We start from the raw sequence: 20737 nt of genomic DNA on the forward strand, positions 1-20737 counted from the left end.
ACGCCAGTTCCCGCACCACGAGAAAGAACCCTCTTGACGACGCTTGCCGAACCAGCCGCCTTCACCCCGCCGGCGATCCGCTGGCACCAACGCCCGTACGTCCGCGCGGTCGGCCTGTACCTGTTCATCCGCGTGTTCAGCGTCGCGCTGCTCGCGCTGTTCGCCGCGAGGACCGGCCAGCCCCTCATCGGCCGCCTCACCGCCTGGGACGGCCAGTTCTACCTGGATATCGCCGATTACGGCTACTTCGGCACCACACGCGGCCTGTACGACGCGGCGGGGAACTACGCGCCCTACACGCCGCTCGCGTTCTTCCCGGCATACCCGACCTTGCTTCGCGTCGTCGCGCCGATCACGTTGGGCAGCACGGTCCTGTCCGGTCTGCTGGTGAGCACAGTCGCCGGATGCCTCGCCGCCGCCGCGATCTTCCGGCTGGCCCAGCGAATCGACGGCCGCGCGCGCACCGGGTTGCTGCTGGTGGCGCTGTGGGCCGGAGCACCGCTCGCCATCACGCAGTCCATGGTCTTCACCGAAGCACTGTTCACCGCCTTCGCCGCCTGGACGCTCGTCGGAGTCGTCGAACGTCGCTGGCTGCTGGCCGCCGCGTGCTGCGTTGGCGCAGGCCTCACCCGCTCGACCGCCGCGGTCCTCATCGCCGTCGTCGGCGTCGCCGCGGTGATCGCCTTCATCCGCACCCGCGACCGCTGGACGACCATGATCTGCGCGGTGCTGTGCCCGCTCGGCTTGCTCGGCTGGTGGGTCTTCGTCGCGGTCTGGACCGGCAGCCCGACCGGCTGGTTCGACCTCGAATGGGACAACTGGCGAACCCGCTTCGACGGAGGCCGCGAGGCGGTCGAATTCTCCTGGCAGAAACTGGCATCCGGTTCTTCAGTGATGGAGACGCTGACCGTTTTCGTCGTGCTGGGCGCGGCCGTGCTCGCCGTCCTGCTGCCGAAAACGCTGCGTCCGCTGTCGCGATGGTGGCCGCTCGCCGCCTACGGCGCCGGAATCGTGGTGCTGGTCGTGGGCACCGCGGGCCTCCCGACCGTCAAGCCGCGCTTCTTGGTCCCCGGTTTCATCCTGCTGTTCCCGATCGCCCGCGGCCTCGCCGCCCGCCGCCCGGGCACCGCAGTGGCCGCGACGGCCGCCTTCGTTCTCATCGGCTGTTGGTTCAGCGCCTACTCCCTCACCGGCTGGCGCTACGTCGTCTGACGGGCCGGATCAGCGAGGACGCATCACCGGACTCCGCACTGAGCGAGCGCTAAGTCGAGTTTTCCGGGGATACATCCCCAAGCCCCAGACCTGACCGAGAACACGCTTCACCGGGCGGTGCGCCGCCCTCTACAGCGCCTCACCCGCTCGCCCCGCAAACCTGTTCGCACCACCGTGATGACCGGGCGGTGGTCGGATGTCTGAGCCGCGAATCGCCGCGCTCATACCCCCGGGTGCGCCTCGCAGAATTCCTGAGCCGAGCAGGCTCTCGGAGCCGCTTCCACTGCCGCCGCAGCCTCCGGAGCACGAGCGCGCAGCTTGGCGCTACTCGATAGTCAAGTTGGATGCCTCCGGCCGGCTGGCGAGCCGAGCGTTGCTGGAAGCCCTCGGCTGGAGCGCGGAGACCCCCTTGACGCACGCCCTTCGGCTCGGACCCGCCGTGCTCATCCGCTCGGATCGGTACGGGACAGCCACCGCAGACCGTGACCTGCGCGTCAAGCTTCCAGCTGCTCTGCGCGCACGGTGTGCGCTCCGCACCGGCGACCCGGTGCTGCTGGCCGCCAGCCCGACGCACCAGATCCTCCTGATCTACACCGTTCCGTTCCTGGACGAGCTGCTGTCAGACGCCCATCAGCACATCAGCTCCGGCGGCCAAGACCGATGACCGCCAACTCTTCCTCCGAGATGGTCGCGGCCGCGAAGACGCTCATCGCCACGATGGGCCTCTCGCAAGCCGAGCTCGCCGAAGCGAAGGCGGCGGCCCTCGCGACGCCGACCATCGCCGAATACGTGCCCAAGGCCCTCAAGGCCGCATCCCCCAGCTCCGCAGCGACATGGGGGATCTACCTGAACATGCTGGCCGACGAGTGGCCCGACCGCCGCCTCGACGAACCGACCCCCACCGAGATCATCAACCTGTCGATCAAGGTCCAAGAACGCTCGATCCTGGGCAGAGCGTCCCGAGGGGGCCACGGCGCTCGCGCCAACTTCATCGACGCCGTCAGATTCTTCTACCGATGCGCGCTCGCGGACAAGTTGCTTATCCAGAGCGACAGCCCGCTGCCCGATCTGAAAAGACCGCCGAAACGCCAAAGCCTCCGCCGGGCTCTCACCCCCCGGCAACTCGCCGAAATCAACGAAGTCGTCGCAACCACCGGCCGGGATCCAGCACTAGACTGCCTGGTCATCCGCCTGCACACAGAAACCGCCTGCCGCCGAGGCGGCGCGATCGCGCTGCGCCCCTGCGACCTCGAAACGTCCCAGCTCACCATCCGGTTACGAGAAAAAGGCAAGACCGTCAGAGACCAACCTGTCTCCACCACTCTGATGGCGGGCCTGCTGTCGCATGTCGAACACCGATCACCCGACGCGGACCCGACCGCACCACTCCTCGTCCGGACCACCGGCAAACCGCTCGACAACAACTACTACCAGAACCTTTGGTACCGGATCGGACAACATGTCCCGTGGGTCAAGAACCTCGGGGTCACTGCCCACTGGCTCAGATACACCACGCTGACCTGGGTCGAACGCAACTTCGGGTTCGCCGTAGCGGCCGGTTACGCGGGCCATGTCCCGGTCGGCAGCCGAGCAGGCAACACCCTCACCTACGTTGCGGCGACACTCGAAGAGATCGCCACTGCGCTGTCGACGTTGACAGGGGAATCACATCCACTCGCAGCAGCCGCCGTGGAGTAGGGCACCGGCAGCTTGCCACGGACGCAAACCAGCATGACGAGCTTGTGGCCCTCCGTATCGTGAGCGGAGGGTCGCAGGCTCAAATCCTGTCATCCCGATCGATAGGGGCTGGACCTGCGGGTTCGGCCCCTTTCTCGTGCCGCCGGACGCGGTACGGGAGCAAGCACAGCGCTCAGTGACACTCCTATTTGAGGATTTCGCCTGCGCACCCGAGCCCTGAAGCCCGCTCCGCCGGCCTGGCACTGGATTTCACAAGACGGGGGCTCCGCGGATACGCGTCGCTCACCCGGAAACGGACTCGCGGTCCAGATACTCGCCGATGAAGAACCGCCGACGGGAACACGCAAGGGTGTGCGACCGATCGTCGACTGCGCCCCGATCACCTCCCCACGACGATGGTGGGGTCCCCCGTCGGGACCAATTGCTCCACCTTACGCACGACGTGCGCTGCGGCCGACGGGAGGATCGGACCTCCGGCGCCGACTGCCGGAGCCAGCCGCTCCTAGCCGTCGAACTTGCGTGCGGACTTCGTCGCGAAGTGCTGCGCGAGAGCTTCTCGCCCGGTCGCCAGGAACCCGATCAACAGGTTGTTGACGCCGTTCTCGCAGTGCGTCCACTCCTTGTCGAGGTCGGCGTGCCGAAGACCCCGCCTCGAGAAGAGCAAGCCACGTCTTTGACGCCATCAGATCGCGAACACAGCACCAGACCAGCTGGACAGGAGCCATGACAGCGTTTCCGGCACCCGCAGGTCGCTGTCACCACCGCGCGGGTTAGGTCTGCGGTGGCGGTGAGGATCCCACAATGGCCGGCCAAATCCGTCGTCGACGGTCCGGCTACATCAACGTCGCTTGCCGAAGTCGATCACTCGGCGAGAACTCAAGAGGCTGGCCGCTTTAGTTGCGTAGCCGAGGGGTTCGAGGCCGTGCAGAGCGGCGTTCTCCAGTTCCTTCTTACCCTCGACCGCCCGTTGTGCGGCGGCGTCGAAGGCACTTCGAACAGACTTTGGCGGACGTCCGATCTTGGGCATGACGCGGAACAAGGATTTCACCGCTTCAGCGTTGGATCCCCCGGAAGAGTTCAGCTCCAGCATCGCGATCGCTACCTGCTTGAAAAGCTCGACCCGTTCGGGATCCTTTCGTATCGAGGCGGCCGCCCACAGATTCAGAACCGCGACGCGCATGGAGTTGTTCCTGCTTCCGCTGTACCGCTCGACCAGCGTTTCCACGACGCCGGCCTCCTTCGCGCCAGTGAGGTTGATCGCGGCGATCACCTTCGTGTCCGGCATCGACGAATCTGGCTTGCCCACGAATGCTCGGATGAACTCCAGATGCTCCTCCTCACTCCAGCTGGCCGTGACGTTCTGGAATGCGGCGACGACATCTGAAGTCAGAAGGGACGTGCCCATTGCAGTCGAGAGCAACACTTGAGCGTCGGCACGCGTGACCACTGCGAGCCGGAGCCAGGTCGCCAGCGGCTCCGCGCACTCGCCGACGAGTTCGTCCGCCAGTTTTGTCATCGTGCCAGCCGCGGGCAGCAGATCGGAAAACGATGGCAGATGATGTCCGGCATGGTTCAGAGACTGGAGTAGAAGCCGCACGCGGCCGAATCGTGCCATCCAGTGTTCTTCGGCCAGGGCGGTCATCAAGTTCATCGCCAGAGTGGTGGCACCGTCCCTCTCAATCTCAGTTCTGAACACTTCTGGAACGTTGTCGAAAAGGTATGACTGCAGAGCTTCCCCTCGGTCGTCCGGTGCGATGTCTGCGCGGAGGGTCTTCGTCAACGAGTCGATCAAGGTCGTCGTCAGCAAAGCGGGGTCCATGAACCCGTGCGCAGCCAGCACGCGCGCCGCGGCGACGGCCGGCCGCCTCGATGCGGCGTCAGATTCGGTCTCGATCACATCCCCGACGGTCTGCACCACCTTGTCGGTGATGTCGGGCCGAGCCCCGGGAAGCGGCTCGATCTGCGTAAGCAGTGCGGACGCGGCGCGCTCGACGTCGGCGACATCCGGGGGATTTTTACCAGTGTTGCTGCTCCACAGCTTGGTGACGAGACTTGTCCAGCGCTGGTCTGCGTCGGGGATACGACTGCCCGGGATGATCGCAGCCAGCCAGCGGGGCCACGAAGCCACGGCACGGAACTCTGTCGAGCGGAGGATTTGCGCAGCCAAATCGCCATCCGATGTGGGCGGCAAGTCGGCGATGATCTCGTGGATCGCCGTACGTCCGTACCTGTGTTCTATGGCGAGTACCAGGTTCACGATCGCGTGAGCCGAGTCGAGGTCGTCGTCACGCAGGTCGTGAGCCAGAGCTGCGAGGCTCGCAATGGCCTGCTTGGCGGCAGTCGCCTTCGGAGATTCGACCGACTCGGTCGATGCTGTCGCGGCGGCGACCACAGTCGTCGTGTCATCCGCTGTCGCGGGCTGCGCCGAAGCCGTGATGGGCGGGGTTTCCAGAGCCTCAGCCAGCAGTTTCGGCAGTATGTGAGCGAGCCGCAGCAACTCGAGTCTGACAGGGGCGTTCAAGGCGCGAAGCGTCGCGAGCGTCGCTTGGCGGTGCGAGCTGCACAGACCTCGGGCCAGCAACGCGTTGGTACCTGCGGCATCGGCGGCTGCGGCCGTCGGCTCTCGGAGGATGAACTGGACGTCGGCTTCCTCGTCGGCTTGGACGATTCGGATGATCCGCTTGCGGAGTCCGCGGGCATCACCTGCCGCGCACAGCGTCAGATGCCAGGCTCCCGCAGCGTTTCTCGTTGTCAGCATGTTGATGCCAGAGTGCTCGAGGTTGGAGATCGAGGTGAGAACCTCGTCGGCCACGATGTCGTAGGACAGACCCGGCCGCTGTTGTGCCAGCTCGACAAGAGCAACGGCGATGTTCTGCTCCGCTACACCAAACGAATGACGCATACGCGTGGTGAGATAACGCAGCGCTGCATCGCGTCGATCTTGAGGCCCGTCTTCGGCCCCGACCGCGTCCACGACCACTGCGGTGTCGCCGTCTTCTGCAGAAGCCAGAAGCCGCTTCGCGGACGCGGCATCGAGGCCGAAGAGGCTCTCCTCGCTTCGCAGGAAAACAAGATCGCGCGATGGGCCCTCGACCGCGCGGGTCCGCCGCAGGTAGTTGAGAAGCTGGCGATGGTGAGTGTGGAGGGTGTCGACGATCCGCTTGTTCCCGGTCTCGGCGGCGCCCTCACCGTTTTCGTTGCCCTCCCCGACCATGAGGGGTGCGAGTTTGGCATCCGGGTTGTTGTACCTCTGGGCAAGCTCTTTCGCATCGGGGTCGATGTCATCGGGCAGGCTTTCGGAATTCTGCAATGCCATCACGTGTGCCGGAAGATCTGAATCGATGACCAAGTCCCGGCCGAACAGAGGGAACTCCACTCGAAGACACACCAGTTTTGCCAGGGCCGGCGCCGACCGCGCAGGGTTCTCGTGAAGCTGCTTGGTCCGAAATCGGTCCTCGGCAAGCCTGTAGGTCAAGGCAAAGGTGTTAAGCAGGTGCTTCACACGGCGTGGGCTGGTCACGTGGCCGGGAATCAGGACTGAGATAACCAACGGAAGATCGGTCAGTTCACTCCAGACGCCGGACTGACGATCCTTCACCAAGTTCAGGGCAAACTCGCCGATGTTGGGGGCGAGCAGAGCGGGAAGGCTGATCTGGTACTGGAAGACCTTGTCGAGGTAGGCACTTCCCGTGCTGTAGTAAGGGTTGTATGCCGTCAACGGCGTGGGTTGCTGCGATTTTCGCGACAGAGCCGCTTCGAGTACCTGTTGATCAGCGGCAACTATGAAGACACATCGGTCTGTTCCGAGGAAGGTTCGCACTGCATCCAACGTGGCGACCACGTCTTCCGAACTGCATCGGTCGAGCTCGTCTACGAAGATCACCACACGGTCTGCTCTGGAGTCCCTCACCAGATCCGCGAGGAGTGCTTCGAATTGTTCGTCGCTGTCCGGCTTGGACAGGCTGCGTTCGGCCGCGAGATTCTTACCGACCAGTGCGATTAGCCCCGACAAGAGCGTCGCCGGAACTAGCCCTGCGGTGACAGCAGTGCCCGCCATCTTGGTGAAATTCTCGCCGAACGGGCCAGCCTGGAGCAGGGCGACGATGGCGATGGCACCCATGAGGAGCGACACGAGGGCGGCGAGCAACAAGGCGAAGACCCAGATCAGCGTCCAGACACTCGCGGCGGGGACACGGAATCCGTCCGAGTGCGTCCCGAGTAGAGGTCTTCGTGATACTTCGCATCGGTTACTCCGAGTTCATTCGCGGCAGCGGTCACGAACGTCCGACGCAGTGGGTTCTCCGCGTATTTGAATGCGTCGAAACGAACGAACCGCACCCCTTTTACCCCATGGAGCCTGCCTTTCACGAGGTTCGCAATACCAGACTTCCCCGAACCCCATGGGCCGTACAGAGCAATGTTCGTCGGAGTGTCGACTCTCGTCGCAAGCTCGACAAGCTGGTCAGCTATGCGCTGGTGCTCGAACCGGTCCTCTTGGACGTCCGTGAGTTCTCGATCTTCAATCAAATCCTCAGGGCCGAGCAACCTGGACCTCGAGGTGACGTCTGCGTCAAAACCACCCACCCCTGCTACCCGGCTGTCCATACCGCACCTCCCTCAGCGCACTATAGAGAAGTCGTCCGACACTTTGAGACCGGACACAGCGCCTTATGTTGTAGCGATACCCATCGGTGATATGAATATTTTCGACGCGCGACCGACGGCGGTTGCAAAATAACTATTGCATGGTCACACTTGCCCTGACAATCGCGCATCGAGCCATATGTGTTCGCTAGGCGAGCGTGGCACCGAGGCGCTCGTGCTGGTTCGAAACGCAGTGGCCCGGCTGGACTGCGCATTGTTGCTCTTGCCCCCTCGGCGGTGCCCTTCGTTCGAGCTGTCGGCTCTGGCGGGCCGGTACTCCATAGGCGTGGTGCTGTCGACGAGCGTCACGTCGTGAACGTTGCCAGGTGAAGCCACACTGTCACAGGCGGCAGAGCACAGTCTCGCCGTACTCGGCCTCAACAGACGGGGCGACGTCGCGCAACAGGGTTCTCAATCGATCCCAGCCGCCCATCGCGCATGCTTTGCGCTGCGCCGCAACAGGATCAAGAACGATATCCGTACTAGTCGCCGGAAACTCGCCACTGGAAACAACCGCCGGGCCGTCGCGCCACAACGTCTTCGTCTGAAAACGCACCGGCAACGTCGTCGCGACGACCGGGAGATCCGCCCTCAGGTCGAACACACGAAGTTTCCGGTCGCGCCCGCCGGACACCACAAGGTCGCCATACGTTGCCAGCCCGGTGACCTGACCGCCATGCCCGGGCAGCGGCGCGCCGGTCCATTGCCCCGCCACGAGCCGGTAGGCCGTCATGGTTCCGGCAGCGCCCGCGGCGATCAACGCACCGCTCTGCGACATCGCGGTCACGGCCGGCTGCTGCGTGCTGACTCGCTGTCCGGCCCCGACAGCCCTGCCATGCTCGTCCAGCGGAAGCACGACCACACCGGCACGACCGCCGACAGCCAACTCCCGCCCGTCCGCGGTCAGTTGCAGCTGGGTGATCACGCCGGGATCCTGGTAAACCCGCACCTCGTTCATCGCAGCGAACTGGTCCGCGGACACCGCGAACAGGTCGCGTCCCCGGGCGACGAGCAGCCGGCGCCGGCTCGGGTCGAATGCCGTCGCAGTCACCTCTCCTTTGGCCGGCGTCAGATCGGCGACCTTGGCCAGGAGACCGTTCCGCACTTGGTAGACATGCGCCGCGCCGTGGTCGTCGCGGACAACGGCGGTCCGCGTCGAAGGTTCGAAGCTCAGCGGCGAATCGACGGCTCCGTCGAACGAGGTCGGGGAAGGCTGGCTGTCCGCGAGCCGGCCGCTGGCCCGGTCGACCAGCAGCAGCGCACTGGACGAGGGAAAGTTGTCACCTCCGCCGCTGGCGACCAGGATCAGCCCGGTTCCCGGTACCGGGTAGGCGCCGGTGATCGCGCGCGCTTTCGCCATGTCGGGGCGGCCGGGTGCGCGCCAGACGAGCAGAGAGCCGGATGCCGAGGGGATCGCCATGCGCTGGCCGTCCGGGCTGATCGCGACCGCTCCGAGATCGCCTGCGCCCGACGGATAACGGCGGTACGCAGACGTCTGGGTCACGGGGTGGATGCCCGGGACAATGTCGATCCGGTCAGCGCCCAGTACTGTGGCCGCGGCGCTGAGGACGGCCGAGCCGCCGCCCGGAGCGGTGATCAACCGGGCCCCGATCGCCTGGCGCACCGGTGATCCGACCGGGGCGAGCGTGTCGAGTCTGAACGTGTGGAGGTCCCCGGAGAACTCGCTGAACGCGACCCATTTGCTCCTGGTATCGAACGCGATCGACGTGATGCCTGTCCCGGCCTGGGCAGTCGCCAGCACGACGGGAGGATCGGCGCCGATTCCCAGCACTTCGAACGTCTTGCTGTCGCCGCCGACAGCGAGCGCCCCGCCAGGGAGCAACGCGACCGCGCGAATCGGTGCGCTCCCCCTGCTGAGCCGCTGATCGGGCGTGTGCGCTAACGAGTGGACCAGCACAGCACCGTTGTCGCCGCCCACCGCGAGCGAGGCCGAGTCCGGGGAGAACGCCAGCGCTGCCGCACCAAGCAGGTTCGATCGCCATACCGTTCGGCCCGCTTTCGCGTCGTAGACGAGGACTTCGCCCCCGCCGGCCGCGGCGAGCCATCGTGAATCCGGCGAGAAGGCGAGTGCACGCACCGCACCCGGCAACTTCTCCGCCGTCGTCGCGGCGGCGGGCTGCGCGAGATTCCGCAGGCCGACCGTCCCGTCGTCGGACCCGGTCGCGGCTAAATCCGAGCTCAACGCCACCGACTTCGGACTGCCGTGCAAGGCGGGAAGGATCTCTTCCAAACCGACTTCGCCGTAGAGAGCTCTTGTCAGACTGTCCTGCGGCAGCTGCCGGTCAGAGCCTAGCGCCATCGCCGCAAGCGCGTACCGGATCGCCTCGTCCGGCCAGCGCGACTGCATCGCGAGGACGGCCAGCGTATCGGCTTGCTTGTCTCGTCGCGCTTTCTCAGCCTTTACCGCCGAGCCATTGCCGGTCAAGACCAGCACCGCACCGACCAGGGCGCAGACGAGTGCCGCGGCGACAGCCATCCGGCCTCGGCGCGGACGCCGGAGCGAGTCGACCGCCTCCCCCACCGTCGCCACCCGCACGACCTCGGCGGACCCGGCGGGCCGTTCCGGTTGCGCATCCGAAAGGAGCAGCCGCATGTCCGCCATACCGGCTGGTTGCGGCGCGGTGTCCGCGGGAACAGGCTCCAAGACGCCGGACGGCGCCAAGCCAGCCAGAAGCACGCCGTCTTTGCGCGCCGTGGCTTTGGTGCGGTAGGCGAGGTCGAGCGCGAAACTCAGTGCGACCGCGGCAGTGGCACCGATCGAAGGGCCGCCGACGACCGGAACCGCGTGGTCCTCGAATTGCACAGTCCAAAGGATGCTGCGGCCGGGCACAAACCGGTCCTGGTTGGTCGCCCAGGTCCAGGCGACAGCCAGCTGTTCCCGAACCTCCGGGGTGATTCGCGCGAACATCATCGCTCGCGGGTCCGGCAGCAGGACGTCAGCACCGACGCTCTCGACTACGTTCGCCGCGAACTGGCCTACACGGCCATCGGGCAGCGCGAGCGCCAGCCGCACCTCGCGCACCGGGACCGGCTCATCGACCAGCAGTGCGGCGCTCTGCCAACCCCACTCGGGAAACTCCGCACGCAAGATCGACACCGTCGCATCGGGGGGTGCCTCGCCGGAATCGCCGTGCCACAGCCGGGCTGCTTGGACCAGTGATCTGTCGTCGGAAGCGATCCTCGCGTGCGCTGCGGAGGCCACCGCACGCGCGCGATCGGCAAGGTCGGGTTCGACCTCGGTCAAGAGCGCGAACACGTCGTCGTCCTCGGGTTCCTCGCCCACGATGACCTGCAGATCGGTGTGCTCGCTGGTGCAGTACGCCCACCAGCCGCCGGCGACCAGGTAGCCGACGGCTTCTTCGGCAGGAGACAGGTCGCTGAAGGCGTGCCCGGTCGCGGCAGTGATCCGGCTCAGCACAGAATTCAGCACGGGTGCGGCACCTCCGGCATGGTTTCCTCGGACACGTTCAAGTCCTGTGCGGTCGCGGGCCGCCCCGCGAGGAGGCACGCACGTTTGACGAGGACGTCCGTCGCGAGGGGAAGGATCTGAATTCTGCCGGTGTTGCCCCCGAAAACGGCGTAACGGCCGTCTGCGGTGATCGCGGCGGAATACACTCCCCGATAGTTCTCCTGCTCACGCGGATTCGGGTCGAGCCCCGGCAACTGCGCCATGAGCGTCAGGTCGTCGGCGCGAAGCACGGCGTTCCTGTCGTCGGCGCCGCCCGACACGACCCGGCCCGCGCTCGTCGACGACGCCAACGCAAGGACGTTCGAATCGTGGCGGAACGACACGACCACGGGAAGGGGCCGCAGGTTGTCGTCGGTTGCGGACACCGAGCCGTCGCCCTCGCCTACGAGAACCCGGCCGTCCGGCAGCGTCGTCATTCCGCGCGCCGTGTACTGGTCGTCGCGGACGTCGTGCACTGTGCCGGAATCCACGGCCGCCCACCAAGTGGCCCCGACGATCGCGGAGCCGGTGAACCGCGACTCCGCCGCGTAGACCCGCCGGCCGCCCGCGCCGAAGATGACCTGGTGGATGACGTTCGCTCCGGTGCTCCAGGTTTCGATCCGTCTGCCGGTGGCGACGTCCCAGAGCGAGACGGTGCCGCCCGCGCCCGCGGCCAGTGATCGTCCGTCCGGCGAGAAAGCCAGCCGGTACACGGCTTTCTGCCCGGTCGAGAGCTGTCGACGCACCGTGCCGTCCAGGTCGCGGATGAGCACTGTTCCGTCTTCGTGGCCGCTGGCCAAAAGCTTGCTCGGGGCAGAGGCGGCGAGACTGTACAACGGCGACTGGTTCGCCGGCGGAATCGAACGCACGATGCGGCTCTGAGCGGCGTCGACCAGGTCGATCCGCCCGGCGGCTCCTGCGGTGAAGACTGATCCGGGGAGGAACGGCGCCGGCACGATGTCCGTGATGATCCCGTCTTGCCGCAGCCGGTTTCCCTCGAGGTCGGTCCATACTGTCGCAGCACCCCTCGCTGTGCGGATTACCGCGGTCCGCAGTGCGCCGTCAGCCGCGACGGCGGCGGTGCCGAATCCGCCGCCGAAGGCGGCGCTCGCGGGCCTGCCTTGGGCGAGGTCCCACATCTGCGTCGACGTCGCCGCGGTTGCGCGATCGATGGTGGTCGACACGCCTGGTCCGGAGAACGTCGTGACGAGCGCGGCGTCGGCGTGTTCGTCCGGATTGAGCGCGTACACCGCCGTGCCCGCGTCGAACGACCGGCGTCGCTTCTGCGACGCGGTGTCCCAGACCGTGACGTGGCCGCCGAGATCTCCGCTGACGAACGCGGTCCCGTCACGGCTGACCGCCAACGCGCTCACGCCTTGGGCGAAGGGACTCTTTCGCGCCCGGAGGAGGACCGTCGGCTGCTCGCTCAGGTGGCGGACGCGATAGGCGAGGAGCTGGTCGGTCACGCGGCGTCCGACCACACCGGCGACCAGGGTGTCCGCGGCGGTGAACATCGCGGACGTGACTGTCGCCGCGACAGTGGCGGAACCGACCTGGGCTCCGGTCCGGGCATCGAGCACGTCGATCCGGTGGAGGTTCCCCAGCACGCCCACAAGAGCGCCGTCCGGGCTGACCGCTACCTGCCTGATCGCTGATGCGTCCTGCTCGGCTGAAGTTCCGAGCGACTGCGGTGCCAACGTCTCGACGTCCCATCGGACGAGCCGGCCGTGTTCGTCGCCGGTGAACAGGTATCTTCCGTCTCGGGAGAACGCCGAAGCGGTAACTCGGCCGCCGCCGGCGTAGCCCGTCCGCGGCACTCCGGCTCGGTCGATCCGGCGCAGCTCGACGGAATGATCGGGCCCGCCGGTCGCCAGCAGTACACCGTCAGGGCTGACGTCGACGGTCGACGCGTCTTCGGCGAGAACGCCGCCGAAGCGACTGTCGATCGCGTTCGCGCCGAGCAGGCTCGCTTGCGCGGCAGCGTCGTCAGGATTCATCGAGACAGCCGTCGCGGCCGCCAGCGCGGCAGCAGCCGGGTCGCTGGCGAGCTTCTGCCGGGACACTGCCGCGAGTTCTTGAACCTGATGGGCTCTCTGCGCGTCCCGGGCCTCACCCTCCTGGACTCCGGCGTACGCGAGGAGTCCGGCTACCAGCGCGCCTACGGCAGCAAAAGCCGGGACAGCGTTCGAACGAGGCAAGGCCGCGAACACCATGGCATCCCGCGCCCGGCTCCCTGCGATGACCGCGGGGAACTCCCCGCGGCGCGAGCCTTGTGCCGCAGTCTCGTTCTTCCTCGCGACAAGCAGTCGCGTCCGCCGGCCCGCGAGCGCGGCCACCTTGGTGTTGAGCTCCGTGACGGTGTCCAACGCGCCGTTGGCATCGAGTCTCGCCGAGATATAGGCATCCGGATCCAGTCTGCGCCGTGAAGGACGGCTGAGACCGAACAAAGCAGCGAGGCCGACGCCGAATGCCGCGCCCAGCGACCCGCCGTCGAGGCTCGGTTCGTCCAGCGTCGACCCGTCGGCGTTACGAAGGCACCACTCGACGGTCCACGGCCGCTTCGGGGATCGAGGAAACTTGTCCCGCGCCTGGGCCCAAGCGTAAGCGTTCTCGAGAGCCTGCGTGAAAGCCGGCAGCGATCGGCCCGCCATAGCCGGGTGCGCGGCCAACCCCGAGCCCCTGTCGCGAGCCCGGCGCAACTCGAGGACGACTGTCCTGGCTTCGATGCTGGTCGCCTGGTACACCGCTGGCACCCGGACCAGACGGCGGAGGCGCCAACCGGACGGGAGCCAGGCACGCAGCCACGTCGGTACCGCCTTCCTCACTCGCTGTCCGAACGGAGCCGGTCGTAAAGCTCCTGCAGCGCGCGAGTTGTCGCGCTGTTCGCGCCGAGGGCGATGGATCGTTCGACCGCCTCGATCGGCAGTTCCGCGGCCAGCAGCGGCTCCGGGACCAGGAAGACGGCTGCTCCCGGCCTGGGCAGGCCCACGCGCAGGGCACCTGTTGCCTGGCCTTGCGTGCGCAGCCAGACAAGAGGAACCACAAGCTGCTGGTCAGGTTCGTCCGGCTTGCGGACGCTCACGACGGCGTACCGGTCCTGGTCTCGGCCGCGGTCGCTTCGCACCACCAATTCGAGGCCGTGATCGACACGCTCGAAAGCCGAAAGGCGCAGAGCCCCGTCGGCGAGTGCGGTCATCCGCCGGATCGGCTCTTCGCCCGAACCGAACCTCGCGCCTTCGGCAGGCTCGAGCGACAACGCTTCGACGGCGACAAGCCCGCCGATCCGCTCGATCAGCGGCACGCTGACGGTGAACGAACCTCGCTCGCTGGCGCGCCAGCGGGCTTCGCCGTTTTCGAATCGCAGCAAGTGCCGCGCGTGGGTCTGTCGAGACAGCAGCAGAGAGAACTCGGACGGCAATTCGCTCCCCAGTGCGAAAACCCGAGCGCCGCGGCCCTCCGGGTCCAGCTCCCACCGAATGCCGACCAACGGCCCGGGAACCTCCCACTCCTTGCTTTCGGGAACCGTCAGCCGGGTGGCCTCCGGATCTCGGTCGAACAGCTCCTGGAGCGCTCGGAGCGCCGACTGGCTCTGCTCGCCAGTGTCGTCGGCGACCGCGGCCAATGCCTTCCGCGCCGCGGCAAGCGGGAGCCCGGTCAGCTCCGCCACCGACTTGGCGTCGCCGCTCCGGACCGCGGCCGCCACCGGATGGTTTTCCTCCTGCAGCAACGGCGTGAGATGCCGGCCGGCCCAGTCCGCGACATCGACCGGTCCGGACGGTGCGGTCAGGTACGGTCCGAGCGAAGACAAACCCGGGGCGAGATCGGACAGTGGCGAGCTGGCCCGGATCACCTCGGCGCCACGCTGGTCCGCAGGCAGCAACGCGCGCCAATACGCCGCAGCCAGCAATGGCGGCCACTCAGCAGTTTTTCCGGCCCCAGCGACGGCGCTCAGCGCGCGTACGTCCGGATGATCCGGCAGCAACCGACGTGCCTCGACAAGCAACGCTTGCTCCTCACGGTGCCCGGTCCCCGCGGCCAACGCGGCAGCTGCCACAGCGATCATCGGTGCGCCGCTCCACCGCTCCGCCTCGGTCACCAGGCGGTCCGGGAGCGCAGGTCGGTGCACGTCCGAACGACGCAGCAAAGACTCCAGCAACACGTCACGCTCGCGCTCAGGCCGCCACGGATCTCCAGACGGGCTGAGATGAACCACTGCCGACCGGACGTCGGGCCCGGCCTCGCCCGACGGGATGAACACGACCGTGCAATATCCTTCCGGCAGCCACAGCGGAAGGGCCCGTGCAGCTTGCCCGATCGTGAATCTCAGCAGGTAGCCGCCCGCTGGCAGGAGTTGAGCTCGCACCTCGAACGATCCGTCCGCAGGCCCGGAGACGTCGGCGGCTCCAGGCACCAGATGACCTTCCGGAGTCACCAATTCGACGACATGGCGGCGCGGGTCGTCCAGAACGACGAAAACGCTGACAGCCCTCGGATCCCGAGCACGCATGCGCTTCCACGCCATGCGAATGAACTCGGCTTTGGCGCTCCCCGCCAACGGCGTCACCGTTTCGAACGGTGCGTCGACATCGGTGCGGACGTACGCCTCGGCACCCCGCAGCGCGACAAGCCGGGTCGAGTATCCGTCTCCGGCATTCGCTCGCAACTCGTACAACCCCGCGGCAAGCCGTGTCCGGAGCCGGCCTGTTCCCTCGGCGGCGACCCGGAACGCGGAATCGACCAGCGTCAAATCGGTCATCGGATGACGAGCGGTCAGATCGACCCGGACTTCCTCATAGCCGGACATGGTGCGGTCCTTCCCCTCCTGGAAGCCGGAACAACCCGTGGTCCGCGAACTGCGCGACGTCGGGGGGCAACGGGCACACCTGATAAATCCCGGGGTACAGAGCGACGGCGTGTTCGGCGTCGGCGACCTCGAGAACCTCGGACGTGTTGTCGCCGTGCACCAACTCGACCCGCAGATCGCCTCGCGGGAAGGACAGCACCACATCGCGTTTCGGGGGTTTGACATTCACCACGACGGTGGCATTGCGCCGGGGCACGAACTCGCAGGTCTGTACGCCGCCCAGCAGATCGGCCACGTAGGTTTCGATCTGGTGGACCGTCACGTTGCCGTCGCGATCGGCCGCGTTGCCCCTCAACGCTTCGAGCAAACGCTCGGTGAATAGCCCCCGGCCGTCTCCCCCGTATGCCGAACTGCCGACAGTCGCGGCGTAGCCGATCACCGCCGCTTCGGTTTGCCGGCCGGTGCGGATTCCGCTGAACGGCGGCCCGTAAGCGTTCCTGCAGTCGTATTCTTTCCGGCAGCAGTCCGCGAAGATGAGCACCTCCTTGAAGAGACCGCTTTCTTCGTACCAGCTCCGGTATTTGTCCAGCTCTATGTGCAGGCCGAGCATTTCCTCGGTGGCATTCGCCATAATGAGCGCGCCCTGCCCTTCGATCGGCTTGAAACCGTGTCCGGCCACGAAAACGTAGAGCCGGGTCCGGTGCCAGGCCGCCGGGTCCGCGCTGATCGCGTCCTGCACCCGCAGCTGCACGTCGCGAAACGCCTCGTTCACTTCGAGCTGCGTCGGAAGAGCGTCCTCGATACGCACCTCGCGGTCGGACGCCTTGACCTCCCGGACATTGGCTTCCAGGAGTCCGCCGCCTGCCGGATCGACCAGCCATTCGCGAAATAGCCGGGCGTCGCGCTGAGCCGTCGTCAGGTTACTCAGACCCGGGTAGCGGTCGATCCCGATGACGACCGCGAAATGGAGATCTTTCAGTGCCGTCACCGGCATCATTTCTTCCCTTCCGGCGAGGTGAACACTGCGTTCCTCGGACGTTGCCCGCGATGCAGGTACATGGACAGATCGCTCCCCCGGCCCGGCTCGTCGTCCGGGTCTTCTGGGAGCGGCAGCCGCAACTGCTCGTACAGCTGGAACCGGTACAAAGCGAACGCGCTCTCGGTGAGATCCGCGAACGCCGCGACCCGTGCCGGCAGCCAGAACCACGCCGTCGCGACACAAGTCGCCGCCCCTACGAGAACGGCCCACCACGCGAAGAATCCGAAGAACGTGAAGGCGGCTCCCCAGATCAACGCGGACAAGCAACTGTCGACAGCGGCGCGGGCACTCAGGAATTCTTCCCGTACGCTCTCCGGCAAGACCAGCCACAACCGCGGCCAAACCGCGGCCGGGGCCAAACCGAACCGCTCAACGATGCGGACGTCAGCCGCACGAGCGACGTTCCCTAGCGGTGTCGGCAAAAAATAGGCGGGGCTGCTGGGCGCGGGCATCCGCCTCAGCCGCTCGTCCAGCCGGGCAAGCCGCTGCTGCTCGTCCGGCGTGGAACTCTCGTCCACTGAAGCGACCTGCTGCCACTGTTCGTTGAGCTTCTCGGCACGATCACGCGCACGCCTCGACGCCCACTCTGAAACCTTCCCCAGCCCGAACCGCCAAGGCCCCTGAAGCAGAGCAAGGACCGGAGAAACCAAGCGACGCACCACCAAACACGACGTGGCGACCACGACCAGCGCCAAGACCGCCAGCGACGCCTGGACCGCGACGGGTTGCCGCGCCACCGGCCCGATCAGCGCGTTGACACCCCCGTCGCGGCGCGCGCCGTAAGCCGCCGCGAGAAGCCCGCCGGCCCAGAAGATCAACGCGCCCACCGCCGTCGCCGCCCACCGATCAGCGAGCTTTCCGGCCATCAGCTCCCAGAATTTGTTCACTCCGCCACCAGCGCGACCTGATGGTCCGGGCACAGTCCCATGTCGATCGACGCGTCCCGCTGGAACCGGGAGTACTTGCCGTCCACCGGGCAGACAAACTTCCGGCGCGGGACCGGCATCGCCGGCCCGAGCCCGTCGATGCCGCGTTCCTCGAACCCCTGCGGCCTCAACGGCCCGGCACCCCAGGACGCCGTCGCCCGCCGCATCCACCTGGCGGTCTCCGGGCGGCTGCCCAGAAGAACCTGAAGCCGTGCCCGCGCCCCTTCCGGGTCGTCCACGGAACGCTGCAGCAACGCCTCAATGTCCCGGTCATACGCGGCAGCCGCGGCGGCGCTTTTCAACAGGCCGGGCAACTCCGGCCGGATACGGCGAGCAGCATCGAGGAACCGGTTTGTGTTTTCGTCGCTCACGTGGTTCCTCCAACCAAATACGCGCGGGTTCGATGGAGTAGGTCGCTAGGGGCCGCCAGCCGTTACAGCCCGGACAGCCGCAACATGGCCAACGACCTCGCCGGCGCACGAGCAAACGAGCATGGTTCGGTGCTGTCTTCAGGTCGTCTGGAGGTTGATGCCCGTTGCAGCGCCACCTCAAGGTTCCAGTCGCCCGACGAAGTCCTCCGCCTCGGACTGACGGGTACCCGAATAGGCACAACGGCACCATTTTTCATAAACATGTGACTTCATGACGACGATTTACGTTGCGTTTGCCCGAAACGCTGTTCGACGACCGCGCGTGGGACCTGGTCCGGGGCGGCATCCGCCCAGTCGAACTCGGGCTGGTTCTGCACGGCAAGACGCTGCTGCAGCATTTCCTTCCGGTGTCGAACCTCGCCAGTGTGCGACGTGGGCGGTCTGGCTGCGTCGTCCTGTCACCGAGATTCAGCCTAGCGCGCCGCCTGCCCAACGTTGCATTGAGAAGAAACTGCCGGCGTGCCTCGTTTCGTCCGCAGCATGCTAGAAGGCGACAGCGTCCGGGATGCCGTTCGGCAGCTCGCGCTGACGGTTCACCTTCTGGAGCATGGCAACGACCGCGTCCTTTGGGTCACGAACGTCCTTTGACAGGCCGCGCAGGACGGCGTCCTGGTCCCCGCCGCGCTCGCCCGCGATGTCGTAGGCGAGTTCGGCTTCGATCCACTCCGGATAGGAGTCGAATCCGCGGCCGGTGACGACCGAGGAGCGATCGAAAATGAGCCATTTGCGACCTGCGTGGGGCTCTTCATGCGGCCGAAGCCGAGCTGCGCTCGCCGCATCGAGTACCACACCGTCCATCGTGGTGGCGATGCGCTTCGTCGGCAGATTCGCCAGCGAGAAGACATCCTCCGCTTTGACGACCTGACACTCCGAGCTTGGGTCAATCGCTTGCTGGACGAAGTGGTGGCGGGCGTCGAGGCCGGCGTAGCCCCGAAATGACGATCACCTCACCCCATGGCGGCGGATGTCGAGTTGTTCACGCGCGGGGTTTGCACTCGTTGGCCGCAGCGCTGCGGCTGCCTGCACCAGAGCACCTCGTCTCTGAGTTGGCCGATGAGCTGCTGGAGCCATGACGAGGTTGATGGCCACAAACGGTCGCACCGAGCAATAACTGTCACTACACGTAGATCGCGAGTAGCACTAGTTGCGCACAAGGGCTCTCGCCAGTCGCTTCCGAAATCGTCAACTCGACATCCGTGTCGGCTATTGAGTTCGCGACGATCGCTCTTGTCTTGCCGGCACAGGCCACGCCTCGGCGAAGACGCTGCCGGCAGCCATGACGAGAGCCCACTGCTCGTCCGTGTAGTCGTCAGACTTGGTGGTCAACCGACTGGTCTTTCTCATCGTCTGTCTTGCCGACCGCCGCTAAGATGCCCTGACGCAGATAGTCATGACGCATCGCGAGTGCTTCTGCTGCCTTCGAGATGTCTTCGTCGTGATGCTCCGACAGCGGCTGGACCGCTTGCACGACGGCATCCGCGGCACCTGGACTGCGGACAAGCATCGACTCCAACCAGGTGAACTGGACATGGGTCATTCGCCGGTCCCCACGGCGGAACACCGCCCTAGTTGCGTCAAGCACCCAGTCCGTCCCGAGCAGACCCGCCTCCTCTGCACGGATCAGTTCTGACTGCGCCAAGGCCGCCACCCTCTCGTACCCGCCATCGAGCAATTGCACAAAAGCGGCAGGGCGATCCGCGACTTCACGAGGCGTGAGATCAAGCTGCGTGTACATCGCCAGGTAACCGCGGATGTCGCCAGCCCGGAACCGCCGGCCCAACGCTGTGGCGCAGCGGTCGATCACGTCATCACGGCTGAAGCGGCCAGCCGCGATCGCCTCCATGACGGCATCCGCGAGCCCCTTGCCACTCTGCCGTACGAAATATCGGCCGGCACCGGCGGTGGAGAACGTCCGGAGCAGGATCGGGTCCCAAGCAGCCCCGGATTCCGGGACGCCGCCCCGCGCCCAAGCCACCACCACCGAATCGGTCGCAGGCAGCAACATTCCGACCTCGTGCGACAGCGCGCTGACCAGCCAGAGCTGGTCAGCGCTAATCCGGTTCAGCCGCGCCAACCGCAGCACCAACTCGACCAGCCACTCCCGGTCCCGGATTCTTAAGCATTTCATGAGCAGCCGTCGTACCGACACCCCAGCCGAGTTCCCCAACTCTATGCCGTACCGGCCGATCCAGCGCGCAACCACCGATGCCAATGGCAAAACCGCAGTCGCAGCGAGCAGCATCGCGTCGCATTGGCGCTGCCCTAGCGCACCAGGACTCCGTTGAAACGTGCGCTCGTACTCGTCGATCGGCGCAACGAGCCCTGCGAACGCAGACGCCGGCAGGTTCGCCACGAAGTCCGCCACCTCAGCAGTCGCACCCCGTTCCAGAAGTCTCCTCAGGTAAAGCCACCCGCTCACCGGCGCTCAGATCCCCTGCACGAGCACGAGGCCATCCCGGCCTTGGTCATACGCCGATCGCCGGTCAAGACATTCACCGCAAAGACCACCTGCCA

At 66.3% G+C, this 20737-nt stretch carries 14 protein-coding genes; 3 read left to right on the forward strand and 11 right to left on the reverse strand.

Going from position 1 to position 20737, the window contains the following annotated elements; all coding sequences use genetic code 11:
• Window positions 1–33 precede the first annotated feature (33 nt).
• The 3 genes from ABD156_RS25545 (at window position 34) to ABD156_RS25555 (ending at window position 2910) form a co-directional block, all read left to right on the forward strand.
• The gene (locus tag ABD156_RS25545; RefSeq protein WP_344278660.1) at window positions 34–1212 is read left to right on the forward strand and encodes a hypothetical protein; all 1179 of its coding nucleotides are present in this window, start codon (window positions 34–36) and stop codon (window positions 1210–1212) included.
• 340 nt (window positions 1213–1552) lie between these two features.
• Complete coding sequence (locus ABD156_RS25550; protein WP_344278663.1) at window positions 1553–1876, forward strand: hypothetical protein; 324 nt, start codon at window positions 1553–1555, stop codon at window positions 1874–1876.
• Window positions 1873–2910 carry a tyrosine-type recombinase/integrase gene (locus ABD156_RS25555; RefSeq protein WP_344278665.1) on the forward strand — a complete coding sequence of 346 codons (1038 nt, stop codon included), beginning with the start codon at window positions 1873–1875 and terminating at the stop codon, window positions 2908–2910. Before ABD156_RS25550 ends, ABD156_RS25555 begins: the two co-directional genes overlap by 4 nt.
• A 502-nt stretch (window positions 2911–3412) precedes the next feature.
• On the opposite strand, the gene ABD156_RS25560 is transcribed toward ABD156_RS25555, so the two are convergent.
• The 11 genes from ABD156_RS25560 to ABD156_RS25610 all read right to left on the reverse strand — a co-directional run bounded on the left by ABD156_RS25560 (window position 3413) and on the right by ABD156_RS25610 (window position 20576).
• Window positions 3413–3574 carry a hypothetical protein gene (locus tag ABD156_RS25560; RefSeq protein WP_344278667.1) on the reverse strand — a complete coding sequence of 54 codons (162 nt, stop codon included), beginning with the start codon at window positions 3572–3574 and terminating at the stop codon, window positions 3413–3415.
• A 174-nt stretch (window positions 3575–3748) separates the two neighbouring features.
• Window positions 3749–7060, reverse strand: a complete 3312-nt coding sequence (locus ABD156_RS25565) for a KAP family P-loop NTPase fold protein (protein ID WP_344278670.1) — start codon at window positions 7058–7060, stop codon at window positions 3749–3751.
• Window positions 7061–7074: 14 nt separating this feature from the next.
• Window positions 7075–7515, reverse strand: coding sequence for a P-loop NTPase fold protein (locus tag ABD156_RS25570; protein WP_344278673.1), 441 nt, complete (start codon window positions 7513–7515; stop codon window positions 7075–7077).
• 379 nt (window positions 7516–7894) lie between these two features.
• Window positions 7895–11005 carry a WD40 repeat domain-containing protein gene (locus ABD156_RS25575; protein ID WP_344278676.1) on the reverse strand — a complete coding sequence of 1037 codons (3111 nt, stop codon included), beginning with the start codon at window positions 11003–11005 and terminating at the stop codon, window positions 7895–7897.
• A complete protein-coding gene (locus tag ABD156_RS25580) occupies window positions 10999–13767 on the reverse strand; it encodes a WD40 repeat domain-containing protein (RefSeq protein WP_344278679.1) in 2769 nt (922 codons plus the stop codon). The genes ABD156_RS25575 and ABD156_RS25580 overlap by 7 nt, the downstream gene beginning before the upstream one ends.
• 77 nt (window positions 13768–13844) lie before the next feature.
• Window positions 13845–15827, reverse strand: coding sequence for a hypothetical protein (locus ABD156_RS25585; RefSeq protein ID WP_344278681.1), 1983 nt, complete (start codon window positions 15825–15827; stop codon window positions 13845–13847).
• Window positions 15814–16815 carry a caspase family protein gene (locus tag ABD156_RS25590; protein ID WP_344278684.1) on the reverse strand — a complete coding sequence of 334 codons (1002 nt, stop codon included), beginning with the start codon at window positions 16813–16815 and terminating at the stop codon, window positions 15814–15816. Before ABD156_RS25590 ends, ABD156_RS25585 begins: the two co-directional genes overlap by 14 nt.
• A gap of 5 nt (window positions 16816–16820) precedes the next feature.
• Window positions 16821–17753 (reverse strand): hypothetical protein, encoded by a 933-nt coding sequence (locus tag ABD156_RS25595; RefSeq protein ID WP_344278687.1) that lies wholly within the window; start codon window positions 17751–17753, stop codon window positions 16821–16823.
• Entirely contained in the window at window positions 17750–18163 is a 414-nt protein-coding gene (locus ABD156_RS25600; RefSeq protein WP_344278690.1) for a hypothetical protein, read from the reverse strand. Before ABD156_RS25600 ends, ABD156_RS25595 begins: the two co-directional genes overlap by 4 nt.
• Window positions 18164–18706: 543 nt before the next feature.
• Window positions 18707–19021, reverse strand: a complete 315-nt coding sequence (locus ABD156_RS25605) for a hypothetical protein (protein WP_344278692.1) — start codon at window positions 19019–19021, stop codon at window positions 18707–18709.
• 511 nt (window positions 19022–19532) lie between these two features.
• Entirely contained in the window at window positions 19533–20576 is a 1044-nt protein-coding gene (locus ABD156_RS25610; protein ID WP_344278695.1) for a hypothetical protein, read from the reverse strand.
• Between the last annotated feature and the right edge of the window lie 161 nt (window positions 20577–20737).

It is taken from the genome of Amycolatopsis albidoflavus (assembly GCF_039525725.1).
Classification (GTDB): Bacteria; Actinomycetota; Actinomycetes; order Mycobacteriales; family Pseudonocardiaceae; genus Amycolatopsis; species Amycolatopsis albidoflava.

Coding starts and splice junctions, on each gene's coding strand:
- ABD156_RS25555 (WP_344278665.1), top strand. CDS start 1,873: ATGACCGCCAACTCTTCCTCCGAGATGGTCGCGGCCGCGAAGACGCTC.
- ABD156_RS25570 (WP_344278673.1), bottom strand. CDS start 7,515: ATGGACAGCCGGGTAGCAGGGGTGGGTGGTTTTGACGCAGACGTCACC.
- ABD156_RS25585 (WP_344278681.1), bottom strand. CDS start 15,827: ATGTCCGGCTATGAGGAAGTCCGGGTCGATCTGACCGCTCGTCATCCG.
- ABD156_RS25605 (WP_344278692.1), bottom strand. CDS start 19,021: ATGGACGGTGTGGTACTCGATGCGGCGAGCGCAGCTCGGCTTCGGCCG.